This window comes from Streptomyces himalayensis subsp. himalayensis (assembly GCF_013778455.1).
In the GTDB taxonomy this organism is placed as follows: domain Bacteria; phylum Actinomycetota; class Actinomycetes; order Streptomycetales; family Streptomycetaceae; genus Streptomyces; species Streptomyces himalayensis.
Window position 1 is genome coordinate 114,102 of the sequence record NZ_JACEHE010000013.1, and the last position, 20,359, is coordinate 134,460.

Below are 20,359 nucleotides of genomic sequence, written 5' to 3' on the forward strand. Positions count from 1 at the left end.
CCCGACCCCGCCCCTTCCCGTAACCATGGGGCTTCGCCCCCTGGACCCCCCATATCGCCCTGACGGACTCGTCCTCAATCGCCGGACAGGCTGAAAATTCAGCCCGTCCAGCACTTGAAGGGTCAGGGCACCACCACGATCTTGCGCCCCACGCCCGAAGCAAACTGGTCCAGTGCCTCCGGGTACTGGGCCAGCGGCACCCGGTCGCTGATGAACACCTCAGGATCCAGCACGCCGCCGGCGAAGAGCTCCGCCGCCCGTTCGAAGCTGTGCAGTACCGCCATCGAACCCGTGATCGTGATCTCCTGGTTGTAGATCCGGTACGGGTCGATCGTGACGCGCGTCGCGTAGTCCGCGACCCCGAACTGAAGGAACGTGCCCGCCTTCGCCACCCGCCCCAGACCGTCCTGGATCGCCGCCGCGTTCCCGGTCGCGTCGACGACGACGTCCCAGCCCTGGGAGCGGTCCAGCTCGTCGGCGTTCGCGGCGGAACCCGACACGCCGAGCCGCCGCGCGGTCTCCAGGCGGTCCGCGTTGATGTCGACCACGTCGACGCTCGCCGCGCCCGTCCGCTTGGCGAGCTCCAGCATCATCAGGCCCATGGTTCCGGAGCCGTAGATCAGTACATGGGCGCCGAGCCGGGACTGCAGCACGTCGTAGCCGCGTACCGCGCAGGACAGGGGTTCGACGAGGGCCGCGTCCTGGGTGCGTATGTGGTCGGGGAGCTTGACGCAGTTGGCGGCCGGGGCCACCGCGTACTGCGCCGCGCCGCCCGCCGTGGTGACGCCGATCGCGGCCCACCGCTCGCACATGTTGTTGTGCCCGTTACGGCAGTGGCGGCACTCGAAGCAGTACAGCGAAGGATCGACGGCCACCCGGTCGCCGACGGCCAGTTCGGTGACCGCGCTGCCGAGGCCGACCACCTCGCCCGCGAACTCGTGGCCCGGTATGACCGGCAGGGTGGGCGCGAACTCGCCCTGCAGGATGTGCAGATCGGTGCCGCACAGCCCGCAGGCCGCGACCTCGACGACGACCTCGCGCGGCCCGGGCGTCGGGTCCGGCACCTCGGCGACGACTGCCTTGCCGACGGACTCGATGACGGCGGCCTTCATTTGACGGCTCCCAGTGACAGGCCCTGGACCAGCTTGTCCTGGGCGGCGAATCCCGCGGCGAGCACCGGCAGGGAGATGACGAGCGACGCGGCGCACACCTTCGCCAGGAACAGGCCCTGGCTGGTGATGAAGCCGGTGAGGAACACGGGTGCGGTCTGGGCGACGGTTCCGGTCAGCACCCGTGCGAAGAGCAGTTCGTTCCAGCTGAAGATGAAGCAGATCAGGGCGGTCGCGGCGATGCCGGGCACGGCGACGGGCGCCACCACGCGCGCGAGGACGGTCGGCAACCGTGCTCCGTCGATCTGTGCGGCCTCGATGATCGCGACGGGTACCTCGGCGAGGAACGACTGCATCATCCACACCGCGATCGGCAGGTTCATCGACGTGTAGAGGATGATCAGCAGCCAGATGTTGTCGAGCAGTCCGGTGTTCTTGGCGAAGAGGTAGATCGGCAGCAGGCCCGCCACGGCCGGCAGCATCTTCGTCGACAGGAAGAAGAACAGGACGTCGGTCCACTTCTTCACCGGGCGGATCGACAGCGCGTACGCCGCCGGGAGCGCCAGCAGCAGCACGAAGAGGGTCGAGACCACGGACGCCGTCGCCGAGTTGATCAGCGCGGGCCAGGGGCTCGCGCCGCCGCCCGCGCCGAAGAAGTCGCGGTAGCCGTCCAGAGTGAGCGCGGCGGCGAAGGACGGCGGGTTGGTGGCGGCGTCCTCCTCGGAGTGGAAGGAGGTCAGCGCCATCCACGCGATGGGCAGGAAGAATACGATGCCTGCCAGCCAGGCGAGCAGGCCGAGGGCGGCCCCACGGCTGCGTACGCCGTTGTCGCGGACACTGTTGTTCGGTACGCCGCCTTTGCGTACGACGGTGAGTGTGCTCATGCGCGGGACACCTCCTCACGGAAGAGGGACGAGACGACCCGCAGGGCGAAGGTCGCGATGACGATGGAGCCGATGACGACGAGGACACCGGCGGCGGAGGCCAGGCCGTTCTCGTGCGCCGCGTAGAAGGTCTGGTAGACGGTGTAGGGGAGATTCGCGGTGCCGAGGCCGCCCTGGGTGATCGTGAACACCGCGTCGAAGTTCTGGACGATGTAGATCGAGCCGAGCAGCGCGCCCAGTTCGAGATAGCGGCGCAGATGCGGCAGCGTCATATAGCGGAAGATCTGCCAGTTCGATGCGCCGTCCATACGGGCCGCCTCCAGGACGTCGTGCGAGCGGCTCTGCAGTCCGGCCAGCAGGATCAGCATCATGAAGGGCGTCCACTGCCAGACGAGCGACGCCTCGATCGCCAGCAGCGGAGTGCTGGAGATCCAGTCCGGCTGAGGGCCGCCCACTAGGTGCAGCAGGCCGTTGAAGAGCCCGTACTCGGGGTTGTAGAGCACGTGCTTCCACAGCAGCGCGGCGGCCACGGGCACCAGGAGGAACGGCGCGATCAGCAGCGTACGGACGAGGCCGCGGCCGCGGAACTTCCGGTCCAGGAGCAGGGCCAGGCCCAGCCCGAGCACGAGACTCGCGAGGACGACCGTGACGGTCAGCAGCACGGTGGTCAGCACCGAGTTGCGCAGCTCAGGATCCGTCAGCACCTCGCCGTAGTTGGCGAGTCCGGCGAACCGGCGGGCGTCCGGATACAGCGCGTTCCAGTCGAAGAGGGAGATCACCAGGGTCGCCACGAACGGCAGTTGGGTGACCACGATCATGAAGACCAGGGCCGGCAGGAGCGGGGCGCGGGTGGCCCAGGCCCGCAGCCGACCCGGCGGCTTCGCCGTCCGGGCGCGGCGTGCCGCACTCACATGAGGAGCGGTGGTAGTCGTCACTTGTACTGCTCCGAGACCTTCTCGGCGAGTTTCTGCGACTTCGCGAGAGCCGCGTCGACGGACTGGCGGCCCGCGATGGCCGCGCTGATCTCCTGTGAGACCTTGGTGCCCAGGTCGGTGAACTCGGGGATGCCGACGAACTGGATGCCGGGCGCCGGCCGCGGCTGCACTCCGGGGTCGTTCGGCCGTGCGGACTCGATGGCCGTGCGTGTCACGTCCGCGAAGGCCGCCGCCTCCTTGCGGTACTCGGGCCGCTCATACGTCGAGGCGCGCTTGCCCGCGGGCACATTTGCCCAGCCGAGCTCCTTGCCGACCAGCGCCTCGTACTCCTTGCTCGACGCCCAGGAGACGAACTTCCAGGCCGCCTCGGGGGACTTGGACGCCTTCTGCACGCCCCACGCCCAGGTGTAGAGCCACCCGGAGCTCGCCGTCTTGTCGACCGGAGCGGGTACGTAGCCCATCTTGCCCTTGACCGGGGAGCCGGAGGCCTCCAGGGAACCGGTCGCGGCCGTGGAGTCGTACCACATGGCGGTCTTGGATTGGGTGACGTTGTTCAGGCACTCCGCGTACCCGGATTGGGCCGCGCCCGCCTCGCCGTGCCCCCGCACCAGGTCGACATAGAACTTCGTCGCCTTCTTGAACTCGGGGGAGTCCAGGCGCGCCGTCCAGTCCTTGTCGAACCAGGTCCCGCCCATGGTGTTGACCACGGTGGTCAGCGGCGCCAGCGCCTCGCCCCAGCCGGGGAGTCCGCGCAGGCAGATGCCCTTCATGTCCTTCTCTTCGGCGTCCACCTTGGCCGCGAGGTCCGCCACCTGCTGCCAGGTCGGCTTCTGGGGCATGGTCAGGCCGTGCTTCTCGAAGATGTCCTTGCGGTACATCAGGAAGGACGACTCGCCGTAGAAGGGTTCGCCGTACAGCTTGCCGTCCGCGCCGGTCAGGGACTGGCGCATGGGCGGCAGAACGTCGTCCTGGTCGAAGGCCTCGTCCTTCGCGACATACGCGTCGAGAGCATGCAGCCAGCCGTTCTTGGCGTAGATCGGTATCTCGTAGTTGCTGAGCGTGGCGACGTCGTACTGGCCCGCCTGGTTGGCGAAGTCCTGGCTGATCTTGTCGCGGACGTCGTTCTCCGGGAGCACGGTGAAGTTGACCTCGATGCCGGTCTTCTTGGTGAAGTTCGCGGCCGTGAGCTTCTGCAGCTCCACCATCTGCGGGTTGTTGACCATCAGCACGTCGATGGATTCGCCGTCGTCGGAACCGCCCCCGCCGGCTCCGGCGCCCGCGCAGCCGGAAAGCAGCAGGGCGCCCGCTGCGGCCGCGGTGATCAGGGAACGGGAACGGGCACGGGAACGGGAACGGGGGCTTGGTCGGCTCTGGTTGTGCATGTCGGCTCCTGGGCTGCGCATGTCGGCTCCTGGATTTATGGCGATATAACGCGTGTCCGGTGGGCGCGCCGAACCAGGTCCGGTACGCACATGGGGTCGTCGGGCGGTGGGTGGTCGGGGCGGGGTCAGACGCGGATGACCTGCGGCCCTTGCAGCGAATAGCGATGGGCCTCGGCGGCGGGCAGCTGGGTTCCCGTGACGATCGCCTCGATATCGCCGACCGAGGCGAACCGGCAGAAGCTCACGGCCCCGAACTTGGTGTGGACCCCGGCGAAGACCGTGCGTCGCGAGGCCCGCATGGCCTGCGCCTTCACCTCGCTGACCGCGGGATCGGGCGTGGTCAGGCCGTGTTCGCGGGTGATGCCGTTGGCCCCGATGTAGGCCAGGTCGATCACGAATCCGGCCAGCATCCGGGTGGTCCAGTGGTCGACGGTCGCGAGCGTCCCGGCCCGCACTCGGCCGCCGAGCAGCAGCACGGTGGTGTTCTCGGCCTCCGCGAGGGCGCCCGCCGTCGCCAGTGACGCGGTGACCACGGTGAGCGGCCGGTCCCGCGGCAGCGCCTCGGCGATCAGCTGAGGTGTGAACCCCTCGTCGACGAAGACCGTCTCGGCGTCCCCGAGCAGGTCGGCCGCGGCGGCCGCGATCCGGCGCTTCTCGGGTACGTGCATGGTGGTGCGGAAGGCGAGCGTCGTCTCGAATCCGGCGCTCTCCACGGGATAGGCGCCACCGTGCGTACGGCGCACCAGACCGTGGTCCTCCAGCACGCGCAGATCGCGGCGGACCGTCTCCTTGGCGACGCCCAACTCGGTGGCGAGCGTGGCGACGTCGACTGAGCCCCCCCGGCGTGCCGCCCGGACGATCTCGCGCTGGCGCTCCTCCGCGGTCATGGTCACCACACCTCCTCGTCGCTTCCCGCTCGCGTTGCCCGTTCGGGCTCTGGAGAACCCGTTCGGGCTCTGTGGGGAAGTTCTACAGCGGGGGAAAGGTGGTGACCAGGCTCGTTGCAGAGTCGATACTGCCCGTTTATGCCCGTTCGGCAGGGGCCGTGCCCGCGGCGGACCAGGAAGGGAGCGTTGGTGTGAGTGGTTTCGGGCGCTTCACGTGCCCGAATGCATGCCGGGCGGGCCCGTTTGGTGCCCGCCCGCGGTTTCGCCGGTGTTCGTCGGCGTCAGTGCGCCGGTGTCAGGCGGCGTCAGTACGGCCAGATCGGCGGGTTTGTACAGAAATGACCGCCCAGGTGGGCGTGGTCCGGATTGTCCGGGTCGAGCTCGCCCTGCTCCGCGATGAGCTTCTCGGCGTACTGCTCGGAGTCGTCCTGCGGCTCGTAGCCCAGGGCGCGGGCCGTCGACAGGTCCCACCAGAGGCGGGTGTTGGCGGAGGAGCCGTAGACGACGGTGTGCCCGACGTTCTCCGCGGTCAGCGCCGCATGGAAGAGGCGGGCGCCGTCGCCCGGTGACATCCACAAAGACAGCATGCGGACGTTCGTCGGCTCCATGAAGCAGGAGCCGATGCGCACCGACACGGTCTCCAGGCCGTGCTTGTCCCAGTAGAACTGGGCTAGGTCCTCGCCGAAGGACTTCGACAGGCCGTAGAAGGTGTCGGGCCGACGCGGGGTGTCGATGGGGATCAGCACTCTTGAATCAAGGGGTGCGTCGCCCCCCGGGCGCGGGGTGAAGCCCACAGCGTGATTGGACGAGGCGAAGACGATCCTGCGGACGCCCTCCTCGCGCGCGGCCTCGTAGAGGTTGTACGTGCCCTCGATGTTCGCCTTCAGGATCTTGTCGAACGACGATTCCAGGGAGATGCCCGCGAGGTGGATGATCGCGTCGACCCCGCGCACCGCCTCGCGCAGCGCGTCCTTGTCCCCGAGATCGGCCGTGATCGCGTCCGGCTCGCCCTCGATCGGCACCATGTCGAAGAGGCGCAGCTCATAGCCGTAGGCAGGCAGCAGCCCCCGCATCAGCGTGCCGAGGCCGCCGGCGGCGCCGGTGAGCAGGACGGTGCGGGGAGCGGGCATGCGGGTCTCCTCGGGGCAAGACCGCCGCAACGGCCTTGTGCATATACACGATTCACATCCTTGGACACGCTAGGGAGCGCCGAGCGGTCGAGTCAAGTATCGGGCGAGCCCTCCGAGGCGTTCCGGAGATCTTCCCAGGATGACGTAAATCCCCCTCTGTCGAGGGGCTTTGCTCGCTTGACCGGCCCCAGGGGGCCGCCTTAGCGTGAGCAGGTTCAGAGATATGGACGTTAATCAGAAACGTGCACGCCAGCGTGTGCATGCCTCAGCGACGCCCCAGGGAGAGCCCGTGACGTCAGCCCCACTCGCCGCTCGACTCCAGATCCCCAGCGGGCCGCTGTTCTTCCCCGTCACCGCATTCGGCCCCGACGGCTCCGTGGACCTCGACGTCTACCGCGCCCATGTACGCCGTGGTATCGAGGCGGGTGCGGCCGCCGTCTTCGCCTGCTGCGGCACCGGCGAGTTCCACGCGCTCACCCCCGAGGAGTTCCAGGCCTGCGTCGCCGCGGCCGTCGAGGAGGCGGCGGGCCGCGTCCCCGTGGTCGCCGGCGCCGGATACGGCACCGCGCTCGCCGTGCGGTACGCGAAGCTCGCCGAGGAGGCCGGGGCCGACGGACTGCTCGCCATGCCCCCGTACCTCGTCGTCGCCGGGCGCGAAGGGCTTGTGCGGCACTACGCGAAGATCGCCGATGCGACCTCGCTGGATGTGATCGTCTACCAGCGCGACAACGCCGTGTTCACGCCGGAGACGGTCGTCAAGCTGGCCCGGCACCCGAGGATCTTCGGCCTCAAGGACGGGGTCGGAGACCTCGACCTGATGCAGCGCATCATCAGCGCCGTGCGCCAGGAGCTGCCCGGCCAGGAGTTCCTGTACTTCAACGGCCTGCCGACCGCCGAACTCACCGGCCTCGCCTACCGCGGCATCGGCGTCACGCTCTACTCATCGGCCGTCTTCTGCTTCGCACCCGAGATCGCGCTCGCCTTCCACAAGGCGCTGAACTCCGGCGACGACGCCACCGCGGACCGCCTCATCGACGGCTTCTACCGCCCCCTCGTCGAACTGCGCAACCAAGGCCGCGGGTACGCTGTCTCGCTGGTCAAGGCGGGTGTCAGGCTGCGCGGCCTCGACGTGGGCGAGGTACGGCCGCCGCTGCACGAACCCGCCGGAGACCACGTCAAGCGCCTCGCCGAGCTGATCGAGCGCGGTTACGCCCTGCTGGAGGACAACGCATGACGGACCGTCCGAATGACCGTCTGAAGGCCTCCGCGTTCGTCTACCCCTGGGACGTCATCGGCGACCCGGACGCCGCCGCCCGCATCGCGGACCTCGGTGTCCAGCACGTGACCCTCGCGTCCGCCTACCACTCCACGCGCGCGTCGACCCCGCGCCATCCGCGCCACCGCATCGTGACCGCCGAGCACGCCGCCGTGCTGTATCCGCCCTCGGCCGAGCGGTGGGAAGGGCGGACTCTGCGGCCGTACGCGGCAGGGGACTGGGCGCCCGGTGACGCCTTCGGAGAGGCCGCCGAGGCCCTCGCGGCAGCGGGTCTCGACGTGCACACCTGGGTGGTCCTCGCGCACAACTCCCGCCTGGGCGCCGAGCATCCGAAGACGTCTGTCGTCAACGCCTACGGTGACCGCTACCCCTGGGCGCCCTGTATCGCGCAGCCCGCCACGCGCGCGTACCTCACCGACCTCGCGGCCGAGGCGGCGGTACGGCCCGGCGCGCGCGGCACCGAGCTGGAGTCGCTGGGCTGGTACGGGCTCGCGCACCTGCACGCCCACGACAAGACAGGGGGCGTAGGGCTCGGTGACGCCGAGCAGTATCTGATGTCGCTCTGCTTCTGCCCGTCCTGCCGCGACGGCTATAAGCAACGGGGGCTGGACCCGGACGAGTTGGCGGCGACCGTCCGGAGCGCCCTGGAACCCGTATGGCGGGGCGCCGCGCCGTCGGAGGCCGGCTGGCCCGCCATCGAGAAGCTCCTGGGCGCCGACAGGGCGGCGGCCACGCGCGCGTGGCGCGACGAAACGGCCCGCACGCTCCAGGAGGCCGCGGTCTCGGCGGTACGCGCTTCCGCCTCCCAGTCGGGTGCGGACGACTTCCAGGTGCTGCTGCACGCGGACCCGGTGCCGTACCACTGCGGGGCGAACGCGGGCGTCGACCCCGCGCACGTCCTGTCCGTGGCCGACGGCGTGGTGGTGCCCTGCACAGGCGGTACGGGCCTGCTGGCACCCTTTGCCGAACACCGCGGGGAGCGCGGCGTCCTCGCGGCCAACTTCACCATCGTGTCGGGCATGGGCGGCAGCCCGGCGACCCTGGCGTCCGACGCGGCCCGCGCGGCCGACGAGGGCGCGACGGAACTGCGGCTGTACCACGCGGGGCTGGCGTCGGACGCGGATCTGGAGGCGGTACGAGGAGCGTTGGCGGCGCTGGGCTGAGCAGGCAGACGGCCCAGCGCAAACACGGCGTTCACGTCTCCCCGTGGCATCGCGCCACGGGGAGACAGACCTTCACCGGAAACCGGCACCAGGGCGTGGATCAGCCCGACACGCTCGCGCTGCCGTTCTCGATGTGCCCCATCAGCCGGCGGCGGAAAGCTCCGTCGCCGTCGACCGTGACCAGCAGGTCGTACCAGCCCTGCGCCGCGGCCGCCGGGTGGACGGCTGCCGCCGTGGCGCCGGGGGCCACCCGGATGTGCTGGGTGAGACGTTCCGCGTCGGCGTCACTCACATAGGCCCCCGGGCGGATGGTGAAGGTCAGCGCTGACGCCTTCCTGTTCGTCAGGGTCAGACGTAGCTCGCGGCCGGCCCCGTCGACGGTCGAGGCGACATCCGCGCCGCCCGCCCGCGTACCGGCGAACTCGCGGCGGAAGCCGTTCGGCCCTGTGACCGTGAAGCGGTAGTCCTCGCTCCGCAGCGGGACGGTCCACGTGCCCCGGTCCACCACATCCAGATGCTGCGGCTCGCTGAACTCACCCTCGTACGGGTGCAACTGGAAGTGGACGCTCTCGCTGCCGGTGTTGCTGAGCTCCACGATGACCTGGTCGGACTCGACAGTGCCGCAGGCCTCCGGCTGGTACGGCAGGGGGCGCGCCGGGCGGATGCCCGGCTCCTGGACGGGCATCCGCTGCGTCTTCGGCGGCTTCGGGCTCCAGCGGCCGGAGAAGGGCGGGATGGGGCCGGGCTGTTCGACAGCGGGCTGCTCGTGCGCGCCGCCGAAGTCGAAGGCGGCCGTGAGGTCGCCGGTGACCTGGCGGCGCCAGGGGCTGATGTTGGGCTCCTGCACGCCCGTCCACTTCTCCAGGAACTGCACGACCGAGGTGTGGTCGAAGACCTGCGAGCAGACGAATCCGCCGACGGTCCAGGGCGAGATCACGAGCATCGGCACCCGCACGCCGAGGCCGGTGGGCTGTCCCTCCCAGCGCTCGTCGGGGTCGTCGACCGGCGGCGCAGGCGGCGGCACGTGGTCGAAGAAGCCGTCGTTCTCGTCGTAGTTGAGGAAGACGACGGTCTCGCGCCACACCTCGGGGTGCGAGGCGAGCGCGTCCAGCACCTTGTAGACGATGGAGGCGCTGTGGATGGGCGAGGAGACACTCGGGTGCTCGGAGTCGATCGCGGACGGCACGATGTAGGAGACCTCGGGCAGCCTGCCCGCGGCCACGTCCCTGGCGAAGACGTCGGCGAGTGAGCCGGTGGGGTGGCGGCGCAGGCCGCGCTCGAAGAGGCTGCGCTCCTGTGCGCTCAGCGTGGCGACGCCCTCCTCCAGCAGGCCCAGCAGACGGTCGCGCTCGGCCTGGTCGGCGGTGTCGCGCACCGCTGCGTAGAAGGACTCCATGTAGGTGTGGCCGCCGGTCTTGGCCAGCGCCTTGCGGGCGATGGCCTTGAAGGTGGCGAAGAACTCCACCTGGTTGTCGGTGAAGTTCTCCCACTCCGTGTACGTCTGCCAGCTGTGGCCCGCCTTCTCCAGGCTCTCCGGGTAGGTCTCCCAGTCGTAGCCGGGGTGCACGTCCTCGGAGTAGGCGTCGTTGTCGACGGCCCGCAGACCGGTGAGCGGCTCGTAGCCCGTCTTCCCGCTCCACAGGTGGTTGCGATTGGGGCTGGTCGGGGTCATGCACGACGAGTGGTAGGCGTCGCAGATCGTGAAGGTGTCGGCGAGCTCGTAGTGCAGCGGGATGTCGCTGCGGTCGTAGTACGCCATGGTCGCCGGGGTCTTCGCCGGTATCCACTGGTCCGTCCAGCCGTTGTGCCACGCCTGGATGCCGGTCTCCCAGTCATGGCTGAGGTCCCCGATGTACTGGATGTCCTCCTTCTGCTTCTCGGCGGCGTCGCGTACCGAGAAGGGAAGGACGGCGCTCTTGCGGTCCGGCTGCTCGAAGACGCTCTTGCCGGATGGCAGCTCGACGGCGTTGCGGTCACCGAAGCCGCGTACGCCCCGCAGCATGCCGAAGTAGTGGTCGAAGGAGCGGTTCTCCTGCATCAGGATCACCACGTGCTTGATGGCGCTCAGCCCGCCGGCCGGCGGCTCGGCAGCGAGCGCCGCCTGCAGGGACGGCGGCAGCAGCGACCCTGCTGCCGCGGCGCCGAGCGCGCCGCCGCCGAGCGTGAGAAGGCGTCTGCGTGAGATGTCGCTTCCCATGGTGTCTTTCCTCAGGGGGTGCGGTGGGTGGGCGTGGACGGTTCGGGTGATCCGGCACGCCGGGGGGCGCCGCAAGCCAACTGTCCGGACATGACATCCAGGTAGCCGTGAGGTGGTGGGCGCCCGCATCCGTGGGGCCGAACTGCCGAGTCTGGGACCCGAGCCGGGTTGTCCGGTCAGTCGCCTCGCCTGAGCAGGACGGTCGCCGTCACCGCGCCCGCCGTGCCCAGCACCGGCAGGAGCACAAGGTGGTCCAGGATCGCGATGAGGCCGGCGCCAAGGGCCAGGCCCACCGCGTTCGGGGTGAAGACCAGGGTGTTGGCGGTGGCCGTGGCGCGCCCGAGCAGTGTGTCCGGTGTCTCTCGCTGGACCGCCGTCAGCGCCGCGATCAGTACGCAGGGCAGACCGAGGCCGATAGCGGCGCTGGAGGCCAGAGCCACCGCGTCGTAAGGCAGCGCGCGGAGCGCAACGGCTGCCGCGAACAGGGCGATGCCCGCCGCGGCGAACCGCCGCTCGCCGAGGCGGCGCATCAGCGCCCCCGAGGCGAGCCCGATGACGACCGAGCCAACCCCCTGTACGGCGTAGAGCAACCCCACGTACGCGGGGGAGTGGCCGAGCCCCTCGTCGGCCACTGCGAAGATCGCCGCGCCGTTGAAGCCTGCGAGGAGCATCGTCACGCCGCCTGCGACGACGAGGGGCCGCAGCCGTACGTGGCGACACAGGTACCGAGCGCCCTCCGCCGTCTGCGCCCACCAGCCGGTTGTGGGGCGCGTCGGCCGGGTCTCCCGTACCCGCAGCAGCGCGTACAGACCCGCGGCCAGCGCGAACGTGACCGCGTCCAGCAGGGCGACGGCCGGGCCTCCGTACACCGCGAAGAGGCCCGCTCCGGCGAGCGGCGCGACCAGTTTCACGCCCTCGTTGGCGGTCGTCCGCAGACCGTTGAAGTCGCCGAGGAGGTCCCTGTCCACGGCGGCGGCCACGAGGGCGGCCTCGGCCGCGTCGTGCACGACCCCCGCCGCCCCGTACACCACCAGCACCGCGAAGAGGAGCCACAGTCGGTCCGGCGAGTCGACGGTGAGCAGCGGCAGCAGCAGGGCGCCGAGGCCCAGGTTCGTCCCCACCAGCAGCGGCCTGCGGCGGGCGCGGTCGGCCAGGGCGCCGAGGAGTGGACCGACGAGGGTCGGCGCCCAGAGGGCGAAGGTGCACAGGGCGGCGAGGCTGTCGGCCCCGTCAGGTCCTTGACCCGGATCCCGGCCGTCAGCCACATGGCCGACGAGCCGAACCCTGAGACGACTACACCCACGAGATACAGCCCTGCGTTGCGGTCCCTGAGGACCTGTCCCACTGTCCACGTCATGGCAGGCCATCGTGGGGCTAAGACCCTGTGCCCGTGATCGGGAAAGTGCCTTAGAAGGTGCGGGGGTGTGGTGCCGGTCCTGTCCGGCTCCTGCACCGAGCTCACGCGCGCGGCGGTGAACCACTCAGCCGTACCAGGCGCGTGTCATCGGTCGCGGTTTCGGAGCCCAGCAGGCGCAGAGCGCTCGCTGGCTGCCGCCCGACCTGACCACCCGAGACGGCAGCGGTCCGAATTGCCGGTTGGCTCCGCCGGAAGTCGTCGGCTCGGAATGCGCCATGCGACGACGACATGGCAGCCGCGTCATACGGTGATGATCTTCACCTCGGGTGAACCTGGCAGGTTTCTTGCCGCTTCGCACAGCTTCGGAATGTGCGAGCTGTCCGACGTGACCAGCCGGACCGGCGGCCCGCACAGGGCAGCCGTCGCGACGACGAGTGCGTTAACAAGGCATTCGTGACCATCCAGGCCGGCGGTGTCCAGCAGCTTCGCCGCCGCACTTATCACGGAGTCGTCGACGGGCTTCACGTCGAACCGGGACAGCAGGAATGCCAGGCGTTTGGCAGCGTCGCCGCTTCGCCGAACCTCCAACGGTGTCACCGCCGAGACGGCCACGCGGGCGCCCTCCGCCTCAGCCTTCTCGATCAGTGCCTTGAGACGGTCGTCGTAGTCAACGTGCAACGAGAGGCCCTGCGCGTCGAGAACGAGCGTTCCGCCGAGACGCAGACGCGCCTTCAGGCGCTTGCTGACCATGCGTCCTCTGCCCAGGCCCGAGCTTCGTCGGAGACCGGGGCGTGCTTCCGGTCGGCCTCGACGACCTCGCGGAGTTTGGCCCTGGCCAGCCATTGCTCCAGGGCCTCGGAAACGACGGATGAGAACCCGGTCTTCCCCGTGCGCTCCTCGACTTCCTTGATCAGCGACTGAGGAAGCGAAACGGACCGTTTCCCGGCCCGCTCCGGTACGTGTGGTGTGACGTGACTGCTCATGTCCAAAACGTAGCACCGCTGGTAGGAAAGTTCTCCCGGGAACCACCTGAGTTCTCGAGGAGTGGCGATGAGTTTCGGGCTTCCCGTGGGTCTACTGAGGTGAGAGGCCCAGGAACGAGCAAGGCAAACGAGGAGAGCCCCATGACTGAGCCGACCGTCGACTTCGGACCGCAGACCAGGCTCGTGGCGTGGCTCGCCGAGCAAGTGACCGAGGAACAGCTGGGAGCCGCCACCCCCTGCCCGGACTATGCGGTGCGCAACCTGCTGGGCCATGTCGTCGGGCTGACCGTGGCCTTCCGGGATGCCGCGCGTAAGGACTTCGGCCCGACGACCGACACCGATCCCGGGTCGTCCATGCCCGACGTGGAACCGGACTGGCGAGGCGGCCTGCCCAAGCTGCTCGACGAGCTGGCCGAGGCGTGGCGGGATCCTCGGGCGTGGGAGGGCATGACGCGGGCGGGCAGCGTCGACCTGCCGGGTGCCGTGGCAGGAGCCGTCGCCATGGACGAGCTCGTGGTGCACGGCTGGGACCTGGCCCGCGCCACGGGCCAGGAGTACGCGCCCGACACCTCGAGCCTGGAGGCCGCGCACAGCCTCCTTGCCCAGGCGGCCGAGGACCCGACCGGCGGCGGCGGGCTGTTCGGCCCGGTCGTACCCATCCCGCCGGACGCCCCGCTTCTGGACCGCGTCATCGGCCTGAGCGGCCGTGACCCGGGCTGGAGGCCGGCCTGAACTACTCGGATGGTGCGGTGACCGGGAAACCAAGGTCCTCGGCGGCCTTGGTCAGCTCCAGGTCATAGGTCACGAATTCCGTGAGGTCCGTACGGAACGGGTCAGCGCTCGCAAGATGGATCGCGTCCAGCGATCCCAGCTGTCGCGTCTGGTACGCCATGGCACGCGCCAGCACAGTGCTGGTGAGGTCGATGAGGTAGATGCCGCGGACGGCCTGTGCGACGTAGTACGGCACGCGCTGGTGGTCCACGCCCGCGCGGTGCAGCGTGCGAGTGATCTCCAGCCGGGCCAGTTCGCTGGTGACGAGTTCGGTGCCGTCCGGCAGTGCCGCCCGCCAGGTCCGCAGGGCCGACGTCTCCTTCTCCGGCTTGATGAACTTCAGAAGCGCACACGCAGCGAGGTAGATCAACGCCGCCGCTCCCGGTCTCGCTCTTCGATCAACAGGTCTGACAGGCTCGGAAGCTCGGGCACGAGGTCGGGGATCAGATCCGGCATCCCGTGCTCCGCGGGCGGGTGAGCGTCGCCGGATTCGAGCATGCGCTGCAGCACGCTCAGGGCCTCCGTCTCGGGCACCATGCGCAGCACGGGCTTCCCCCGGTCGGTGACCAGTATCGGCACGCCGGATCTGACGAGTGCCACGGCCTTGGACGGGTTCTGGTTGAGTTCGCGCAGCCCGATGGTCTTCATGCGCTCCAATGTACCTACATAAGGTAGGTATATCCATGGAAGCCTTGTGCACGCACGCGTGTGACCGCCTAGCCTCCCCGCATGCCCCTCATCCTCACCGTGCTCGGCACCGCCTCCCCCACCCCCAGCCCGGGCGCCCCTGCTCCGGGTATCTGCTGAGCGGCGGCGGGGCCGAGGTCTGGGTGGACGCCGGGCCCGGGACCTTCGCCGAATTGCAGCGGCACATCGATCCGGCGCGGCTGTCGGCGATCTGGATCTCGCATCTGCATGCGGACCACAGTGCCGATCTACTGTCCGCTGTGTACGGACTCGCCTATGGCGGGATGACCCCGGAAGTACCCATTCCCGTGTACGCGCCGGCAGCCTGCGCGCAGCGGCTCGCCGGGTTCTTCGGGAAGGCCGATCCCGCGTTCCTGAACGGCGTCTTCGCCTTCGAGGCGCTGTACGACGGTCACGAAGAGCACCTCGGCGGGCTCCGGCTGACCAGTCGGGCCGTCGTCCACGACGCCGAGGCGTACGGGCTGCGGGCCGAGTGCGACGGGGTCGTGCTCGCGTACTCCGGGGACAGCGGGCCGTGCGCGGCGCTCGGTGAACTCGCCTGCGGGGCCGACCTTCTGCTCTGCGAGGCCGACATCGACCGGCATCGCGAAAGTGAACAGCCGCAGGTGCATCTCACACCTGAAGACGCAGGTGCGCTCGCACTCGCCGCGGGCGTCCGCGAGCTCCTGGTCACCCACGTCGGGCCCACGCTCACGCCCGAGTCGGCTACCGAGCGCGCCGCCGCGGCCTTCGGCGGGCCGACGGCGACGGCCCGCGAAGGGGACGTCCGGACCGTCAGGGCGACGTGTAACCCCTAGCAGCAACAGTCCCGGTTCAGAAGTCCCGGCTGTTACAGGCCTGTTCAGAGGCCTGCCCCACATCTGGTCAAAAACTTCTCCTGTCCGAAGCGTTGACGAAACACAGGCCCCCTCCTACCTTCAACGCGTCGTACTTCGTACGTCATATATGAGACGCGATATGTGAGATCCGAGGGCGCCCATGACCTCCGTGCCGACTCCGATCCCCTCCCGCACACAGTTCGTGCTGGAGGGGATCAAACACCGCATCCTCACCGGGCAGTTGACCCCGGGACAGGCGCTGGTCGAGACCGAGCTCGCCGCGCAGTTCGGGGTGTCCAAGACGCCCGTGCGCGAGGCGCTCAAGACCCTGGCCGGCACCGGGCTCGTCGTGATGAACCAGTACAAGGGCGTCACGGTGCGCATGGTGGACGCGGACATGGCGCGCGAGGTCTACGACGTGCGACTGCTGCTCGAACCCGAGGCGCTACGGCGGGCCGTCCGGCGCGGCGCATCGCTGGACGCGGCCCGCGGCGCCCTCACCCGCGCGGACCAAGCCACCGACACCGCCGAACGCTCCCTCGCCAACCGGGAGTTCCACCGCGCGCTGTACGTGCCCTGCGGCAATCCTCTGCTCGGCCGCATGCTCGACGAGGTCCGCGACCAGGCGGCCCTGGTCTCCGCTGTCGCCTGGGCCGCCGACCCGTCGTGGGAGCGGGAGGCCGGCGAACACCGGGAAATCCTGCGGCTCGCCCTCGAGGGCGACGCGGACGGTGCGGCCGATGCCCTGCATGCGCACATCGCGTCGTTCGTGCAACGGGCCTTTCCCGAGTCCGAGAACGAGCAGGGAGAGGGTGAGCAGGCATGACAGCGACGTTCGAGCCCCAGCGGGCCGCGCTCGCCGACGTCGTGGCGATCCCGGTGACGCCGTTCGCCGGGGACGGCACGGTCGACGAGGACGCCCACCGGGTCCTGCTGCGCCGGCTGCTCGACGGCGGCGTACGGATCCTCACTCCGAACGGCAACACCGGGGAGTTCTACGCCCTCACCCCCGAAGAGCGGCGTACCGTCACGGAGTTGACGATCGACGAGGTGGGGGACCGGGCCGCGATCCTGGTCGGCGTCGGCCACGACGTGCCGACCGCCGTCGCCGCCGCGCGCCACGCCCACGAGGCCGGGGCGCAGATGGTGATGGTCCATCAGCCCGTGCATCCGTACGTCTCCGAGGGCGGCTGGGTCGACTACCACCGGGCGATCGCCGAGGCCGTCCCCGAGCTGGGCGTCGTGCCCTACATCCGCAACGCGGCGCTGAGCGGCGAGCGCCTCGCCGAGCTGGGCGAGGCCTGCCCCAACGTCATCGGGGTGAAGTACGCGGTGCCGGACGCCGCCCGGTTCGCGGGCTTCGCGCGCGACGCGGGCCTGGACCGCTTCGTGTGGATCGCCGGCCTCGCCGAGCCTTACGCGCCCTCGTACTTCTCCGCGGGCGCCACCGGCTTCACCTCCGGGCTCGTGAACGTCGCACCGTCCGTCTCCATGAACATGATCGAAGCGCTTCGATCCGGCGACTACCCGGCCGCGATGAAGGTGTGGGAGCAGATCCGGCGCTTCGAGGAGCTGCGCGCAGCGCACGGCTCCGCCAACAACGTCACCGTCGTCAAGGAGGCCCTGGCCTCGCTCGGCCTGTGCCGCCGCGACGTGCGCGCCCCGAGCAAGGTGCTGCCCGAGGCCGAGCGTGCAGAGGTCGCCGCGATCGCTGCGGCGTGGTCGATATGAGAGCCGGCGAAAGGTGGTCGATGTGACCAGCGAGAATACGGCACGCGGCGAGAGCACGGCCCCCGGCGGGGACACGGCCCCCGGCGGGGACACGGTCCCCGGCCGGGACGCGACGGCCGGCGAGCCCGCGACGCGCGGCGAGCACGAAACGGCACGCGCGAACACGACCGCCGGTGCGAACGCCGCGACCCGCAGGAACACGGCACCCGACGAGCACGCCACCTCCGGCGCGAACACGACGCGCACACCCGAGCAGCTCCGCAGCCACCAGTGGTACGGCACCGACGGCCTGCGCAGCTTCAGCCACCGTGCCCGCACCCGTCAGCTCGGTTATCTGCCCGAGGAGCACCTGGGCAAGCCCGTCATCGCGATCCTCAACACCTGGTCCGACATCAACCCCTGCCACGTCCACCTGCGGGACCGAGCGCAGGCGGTGAAGCGGGGTGTGTGGCAGGCCGGTGGCTTCCCGCTCGAGTTCCCCGTCTCGACGCTCTCCGAGACGTTCCAGAAGCCCACCCCGATGCTCTACCGCAACATGCTGGCGATGGAGACCGAGGAGCTGCTGCGGTCCTACCCCGTCGACGGCGCCGTGCTGATGGGCGGCTGCGACAAGTCCACGCCCGCGCTGCTGATGGGCGCGGCGAGCGTCGACCTGCCGGCTGTGTTCGTGCCCGCCGGGCCCATGCTGCCGGGCCACTGGCGCAACGAGGTCCTCGGTTCCGGCACCGACATGTGGAAGTACTGGGACGACAAGCGCGCCGGGCTCATCGGCGACTGCGAGATGAGCGAACTGGAGAGCGGCCTCGCCCGCTCGCCCGGCCACTGCATGACCATGGGCACCGCGTCCACGCTGACCGCCGCGGCGGAGACGCTGGGCGTGACGATGCCGGGCGCCTCCTCGATCCCCGCCGTCGACTCCGGGCACGACCGGATGGCCGCCGCGGCGGGCATCCGGATCGTCGAACTCGTCCGTCGCGACCGGAAGTTGTCCGACCTGCTCACACCCGAGGCGTTCGAGGACGCCGTGACGACCGTCCTCGGCCTGGGCGGCTCCACCAACGCCGTCATCCACCTGATCGCGATGGCCGGGCGCGCCGGAGTCCGGCTCACGCTCGACGACTTCGACCGCATCGCCCGTACGGTCCCGGTGCTCGCCAACATCCGCCCCGGCGGAGGCCCGTACCTGATGGAGGACTTCCACTTCGCGGGCGGCCTGCCCGGGTTCCTCTCCCGCATCACGGACCTGCTCCACCTGGACCGGCCGACGGTCGCGTACGACAGCATGCGCGAACAGCTCGACGGGGCCCTCGTGCACAACGACGACGTGATCCGCACCCGGGACAATCCCGTCGCCGCGGAGGGCGGAGTCGCGGTGCTGCGTGGCAACCTCTGCCCCGACGGCGCCGTCATCAAGCACATCGCCGCCGAGCCGCACCTGCTCAAGCACACCGGTCCGGCCGTCGTCTTCGACGACTACAAGACGATGCAGCGCACCATCAACGACCCGGCCCTCGGCATCACCCCGGACCATGTGCTGGTGCTGCGCAACGCCGGCCCCAAGGGCGGCCCGGGGATGCCCGAGTACGGGATGCTGCCCATCCCCGACCACCTGCTGAAGCAGGGCGTGCGGGACATGGTGCGGATCTCCGACGCGCGGATGAGCGGCACGTCGTACGGGACGTGCGTGCTGCACATCGCGCCCGAGTCGTATATCGGCGGACCGCTCGCCCTCGTACGGACCGGGGACCTGATCACCCTGGATGTCGAGGCGCGCACCCTCCAACTAGGCGTATCCGACGAGGAGTTGGCGCGGCGCCGGGCCGCGTGGACGCCGCCGCCCGAGCGGTACGAGCGCGGCTACGGCGCGCTGTACAACGAACAGATCACCCAGGCCGACACCGGCTGCGACTTCGCCTTCCTGGCCAGACCGGGGAAGGTGCCGGATCCCTACGCGGGCTGACCGAGCCGCCCCCCGCTTCCCCAAACCGTCCGGCAAGCACCTCGACCATCGAGAAAGCGCTTGCCCCGCCGAAGCCGCCGATTCCCAGAACCCCCAGAACGGAGCGCAGTCATGGCCCAAGCCGCAGCCGTGGCGAAACGACCACCCGGGGCGCCCAGCCCGGCCCGGGTGCCCCGACGGCGCCGCACGGGCGCGACGCCGCGCCGGCTCCCGTATCTGCTGATCGCGCCGGCCGCCCTGCTGATGCTGGGCTTCATCGCCTACCCCGTGCTCAGCGTCTTCTACTACAGCCTGCAGCACTACAACCCCACCAAGCCGTGGCGGAACGGCTTCGCGGGCTTCGAGAACTTCGTCACCGCCTTCACCAGCGACCCGCAGTTCTGGTCGACCCTCGGCTTCAGCCTCCAGTGGGTGGTCGTCGAGGTCACCCTGCAGCTGCTCCTGGGCCTCGGGCTCGCTCTGATCGTCAACCAGACGTTCGTCGGCCGGGCGCTGTCCCGCGCGATGGTCTTCTCGCCCTGGGCCGTCTCCGGCGTCCTGACCTCGACGATCTGGTTGCTGATCTACAACTCCCAGACGGGCATCACCCGTTATCTGGCCGACATGGGGATCGGCTCGTACGGAACGTCCTGGCTGTCCGACACCAGCACCGTCTTCCCGGCGGTCGTCACCGCCGAACTCTGGCGCGGCGTGCCGTTCTTCGCGATCCTCATCCTCGCCGACCTCCAGTCCGTGTCGAAGGACCTGTACGAGGCGGCGGAGGTGGACGGCGCCAGCCGCATCCGGCAGTTCTTCCACATCACGCTGCCGCACCTGAAGGACGCGATCATCCTCTCCACGCTGCTGCGCGCGGTCTGGGAGTTCAACAACGTCGACCTGCTCTACACGCTCACCGGCGGCGGTCCCGCGGGCGAGACGACGACGCTGCCGCTGCGTATCGCATCGATCGCCGTCGACTCCCACGACTTCGGCTACGCCTCCGCGCTGACCTCCATCGCCTTCGTGATCCTCCTCTTCTGCTCGATGGTCTATCTGCGCCTGAGCAAGTTCGGAGGCGACGACAAGTGA

The 20,359-nt window shown here is 69.8% G+C and carries 18 protein-coding genes and 2 pseudogenes; 8 read left to right on the plus strand and 12 right to left on the minus strand.

Translation table 11 applies throughout. The features are described from left to right. Positions 1-122 precede the first annotated feature (122 nt). The 6 genes from H1D24_RS21675 to H1D24_RS21700 all read right to left on the minus strand — a co-directional run bounded on the left by H1D24_RS21675 (position 123) and on the right by H1D24_RS21700 (position 6,327). Entirely contained in the window at positions 123-1,112 is a 990-nt protein-coding gene (locus tag H1D24_RS21675; RefSeq protein ID WP_181659293.1) for a zinc-dependent alcohol dehydrogenase family protein, read from the minus strand. Beyond that, positions 1,109-1,993 carry a carbohydrate ABC transporter permease gene (locus tag H1D24_RS21680; RefSeq protein WP_258564226.1) on the minus strand — a complete coding sequence of 295 codons (885 nt, stop codon included), beginning with the start codon at positions 1,991-1,993 and terminating at the stop codon, positions 1,109-1,111. The genes H1D24_RS21675 and H1D24_RS21680 overlap by 4 nt, the downstream gene beginning before the upstream one ends. Then, positions 1,990-2,928 (minus strand): carbohydrate ABC transporter permease, encoded by a 939-nt coding sequence (locus tag H1D24_RS21685; protein WP_181659294.1) that lies wholly within the window; start codon positions 2,926-2,928, stop codon positions 1,990-1,992. Before H1D24_RS21685 ends, H1D24_RS21680 begins: the two co-directional genes overlap by 4 nt. Next, positions 2,925-4,310, minus strand: a complete 1,386-nt coding sequence (locus H1D24_RS21690) for an ABC transporter substrate-binding protein (protein WP_181659415.1) — start codon at positions 4,308-4,310, stop codon at positions 2,925-2,927. The genes H1D24_RS21685 and H1D24_RS21690 overlap by 4 nt, the downstream gene beginning before the upstream one ends. Before the next feature lie 125 nt (positions 4,311-4,435). Continuing rightward, on the minus strand, positions 4,436-5,197 hold the full coding sequence (locus H1D24_RS21695) for a DeoR/GlpR family DNA-binding transcription regulator (RefSeq protein WP_181659416.1): 762 nt from the start codon (positions 5,195-5,197) through the stop codon (positions 4,436-4,438). Positions 5,198-5,502: 305 nt separating this feature from the next. Then, positions 5,503-6,327, minus strand: a complete 825-nt coding sequence (locus H1D24_RS21700) for an NAD-dependent epimerase/dehydratase family protein (RefSeq protein ID WP_181659295.1) — start codon at positions 6,325-6,327, stop codon at positions 5,503-5,505. A gap of 289 nt (positions 6,328-6,616) precedes the next feature. Here H1D24_RS21700 and H1D24_RS21705 point away from each other — a divergent pair, with 289 nt between their 5' ends. Both H1D24_RS21705 and H1D24_RS21710 read left to right on the plus strand, forming a co-directional pair. Beyond that, positions 6,617-7,561: a 5-dehydro-4-deoxyglucarate dehydratase gene (locus H1D24_RS21705; protein ID WP_181659296.1), complete on the plus strand. Its 945-nt coding sequence runs from the start codon at positions 6,617-6,619 to the stop codon at positions 7,559-7,561. A gap of 20 nt (positions 7,562-7,581) precedes the next feature. Then, on the plus strand, positions 7,582-8,766 hold the full coding sequence (locus H1D24_RS21710) for a hypothetical protein (protein ID WP_181659417.1): 1,185 nt from the start codon (positions 7,582-7,584) through the stop codon (positions 8,764-8,766). 100 nt (positions 8,767-8,866) lie between these two features. Here the strand turns inward: H1D24_RS21710 and H1D24_RS21715 are convergent, their stop codons facing one another. The 4 genes and pseudogenes from H1D24_RS21715 to H1D24_RS21730 form a co-directional block, all read right to left on the minus strand. After that, positions 8,867-10,963 (minus strand): phosphocholine-specific phospholipase C, encoded by a 2,097-nt coding sequence (locus H1D24_RS21715; protein ID WP_181659297.1) that lies wholly within the window; start codon positions 10,961-10,963, stop codon positions 8,867-8,869. A gap of 176 nt (positions 10,964-11,139) precedes the next feature. Further along, positions 11,140-12,320 (minus strand): annotated as a pseudogene (locus H1D24_RS21720) (MFS transporter). Positions 12,321-12,620: 300 nt separating this feature from the next. Next, positions 12,621-13,070: a type II toxin-antitoxin system VapC family toxin gene (locus H1D24_RS21725; RefSeq protein ID WP_181659298.1), complete on the minus strand. Its 450-nt coding sequence runs from the start codon at positions 13,068-13,070 to the stop codon at positions 12,621-12,623. Then, on the minus strand, positions 13,052-13,303 hold the full coding sequence (locus H1D24_RS21730; protein ID WP_181659299.1) for a ribbon-helix-helix domain-containing protein: 252 nt from the start codon (positions 13,301-13,303) through the stop codon (positions 13,052-13,054). Before H1D24_RS21730 ends, H1D24_RS21725 begins: the two co-directional genes overlap by 19 nt. Positions 13,304-13,444: 141 nt before the next feature. On the opposite strand from H1D24_RS21730, the gene H1D24_RS21735 reads away from it, so the two are divergent. Further along, positions 13,445-14,035 carry a TIGR03086 family metal-binding protein gene (locus tag H1D24_RS21735; protein WP_181659300.1) on the plus strand — a complete coding sequence of 197 codons (591 nt, stop codon included), beginning with the start codon at positions 13,445-13,447 and terminating at the stop codon, positions 14,033-14,035. Between the two features lies 1 nt (position 14,036). Here the strand turns inward: H1D24_RS21735 and H1D24_RS21740 are convergent, their stop codons facing one another. Both H1D24_RS21740 and H1D24_RS21745 read right to left on the minus strand, forming a co-directional pair. Continuing rightward, the gene (locus H1D24_RS21740) at positions 14,037-14,444 is read right to left on the minus strand and encodes a type II toxin-antitoxin system VapC family toxin (protein ID WP_181659301.1); all 408 of its coding nucleotides are present in this window, start codon (positions 14,442-14,444) and stop codon (positions 14,037-14,039) included. Beyond that, positions 14,441-14,722 carry a type II toxin-antitoxin system Phd/YefM family antitoxin gene (locus tag H1D24_RS21745; protein WP_181659302.1) on the minus strand — a complete coding sequence of 94 codons (282 nt, stop codon included), beginning with the start codon at positions 14,720-14,722 and terminating at the stop codon, positions 14,441-14,443. The genes H1D24_RS21740 and H1D24_RS21745 overlap by 4 nt, the downstream gene beginning before the upstream one ends. Positions 14,723-14,803: 81 nt before the next feature. Here H1D24_RS21745 and H1D24_RS21750 point away from each other — a divergent pair. From H1D24_RS21750 to H1D24_RS21770, 5 genes and pseudogenes are all read left to right on the plus strand, one after another. Further along, a pseudogene (locus H1D24_RS21750) lies at positions 14,804-15,579 on the plus strand (MBL fold metallo-hydrolase). Positions 15,580-15,760: 181 nt separating this feature from the next. Continuing rightward, complete coding sequence (locus tag H1D24_RS21755) at positions 15,761-16,426, plus strand: GntR family transcriptional regulator (protein WP_181659303.1); 666 nt, start codon at positions 15,761-15,763, stop codon at positions 16,424-16,426. Then, entirely contained in the window at positions 16,423-17,331 is a 909-nt protein-coding gene (locus H1D24_RS21760; RefSeq protein ID WP_181659304.1) for a dihydrodipicolinate synthase family protein, read from the plus strand. Before H1D24_RS21755 ends, H1D24_RS21760 begins: the two co-directional genes overlap by 4 nt. A 22-nt stretch (positions 17,332-17,353) precedes the next feature. After that, the gene (gene araD / locus H1D24_RS21765) at positions 17,354-19,291 is read left to right on the plus strand and encodes an L-arabinonate dehydratase (RefSeq protein ID WP_374064290.1); all 1,938 of its coding nucleotides are present in this window, start codon (positions 17,354-17,356) and stop codon (positions 19,289-19,291) included. Positions 19,292-19,402: 111 nt separating this feature from the next. Continuing rightward, a complete protein-coding gene (locus H1D24_RS21770; protein ID WP_181659305.1) occupies positions 19,403-20,359 on the plus strand; it encodes a carbohydrate ABC transporter permease in 957 nt (318 codons plus the stop codon).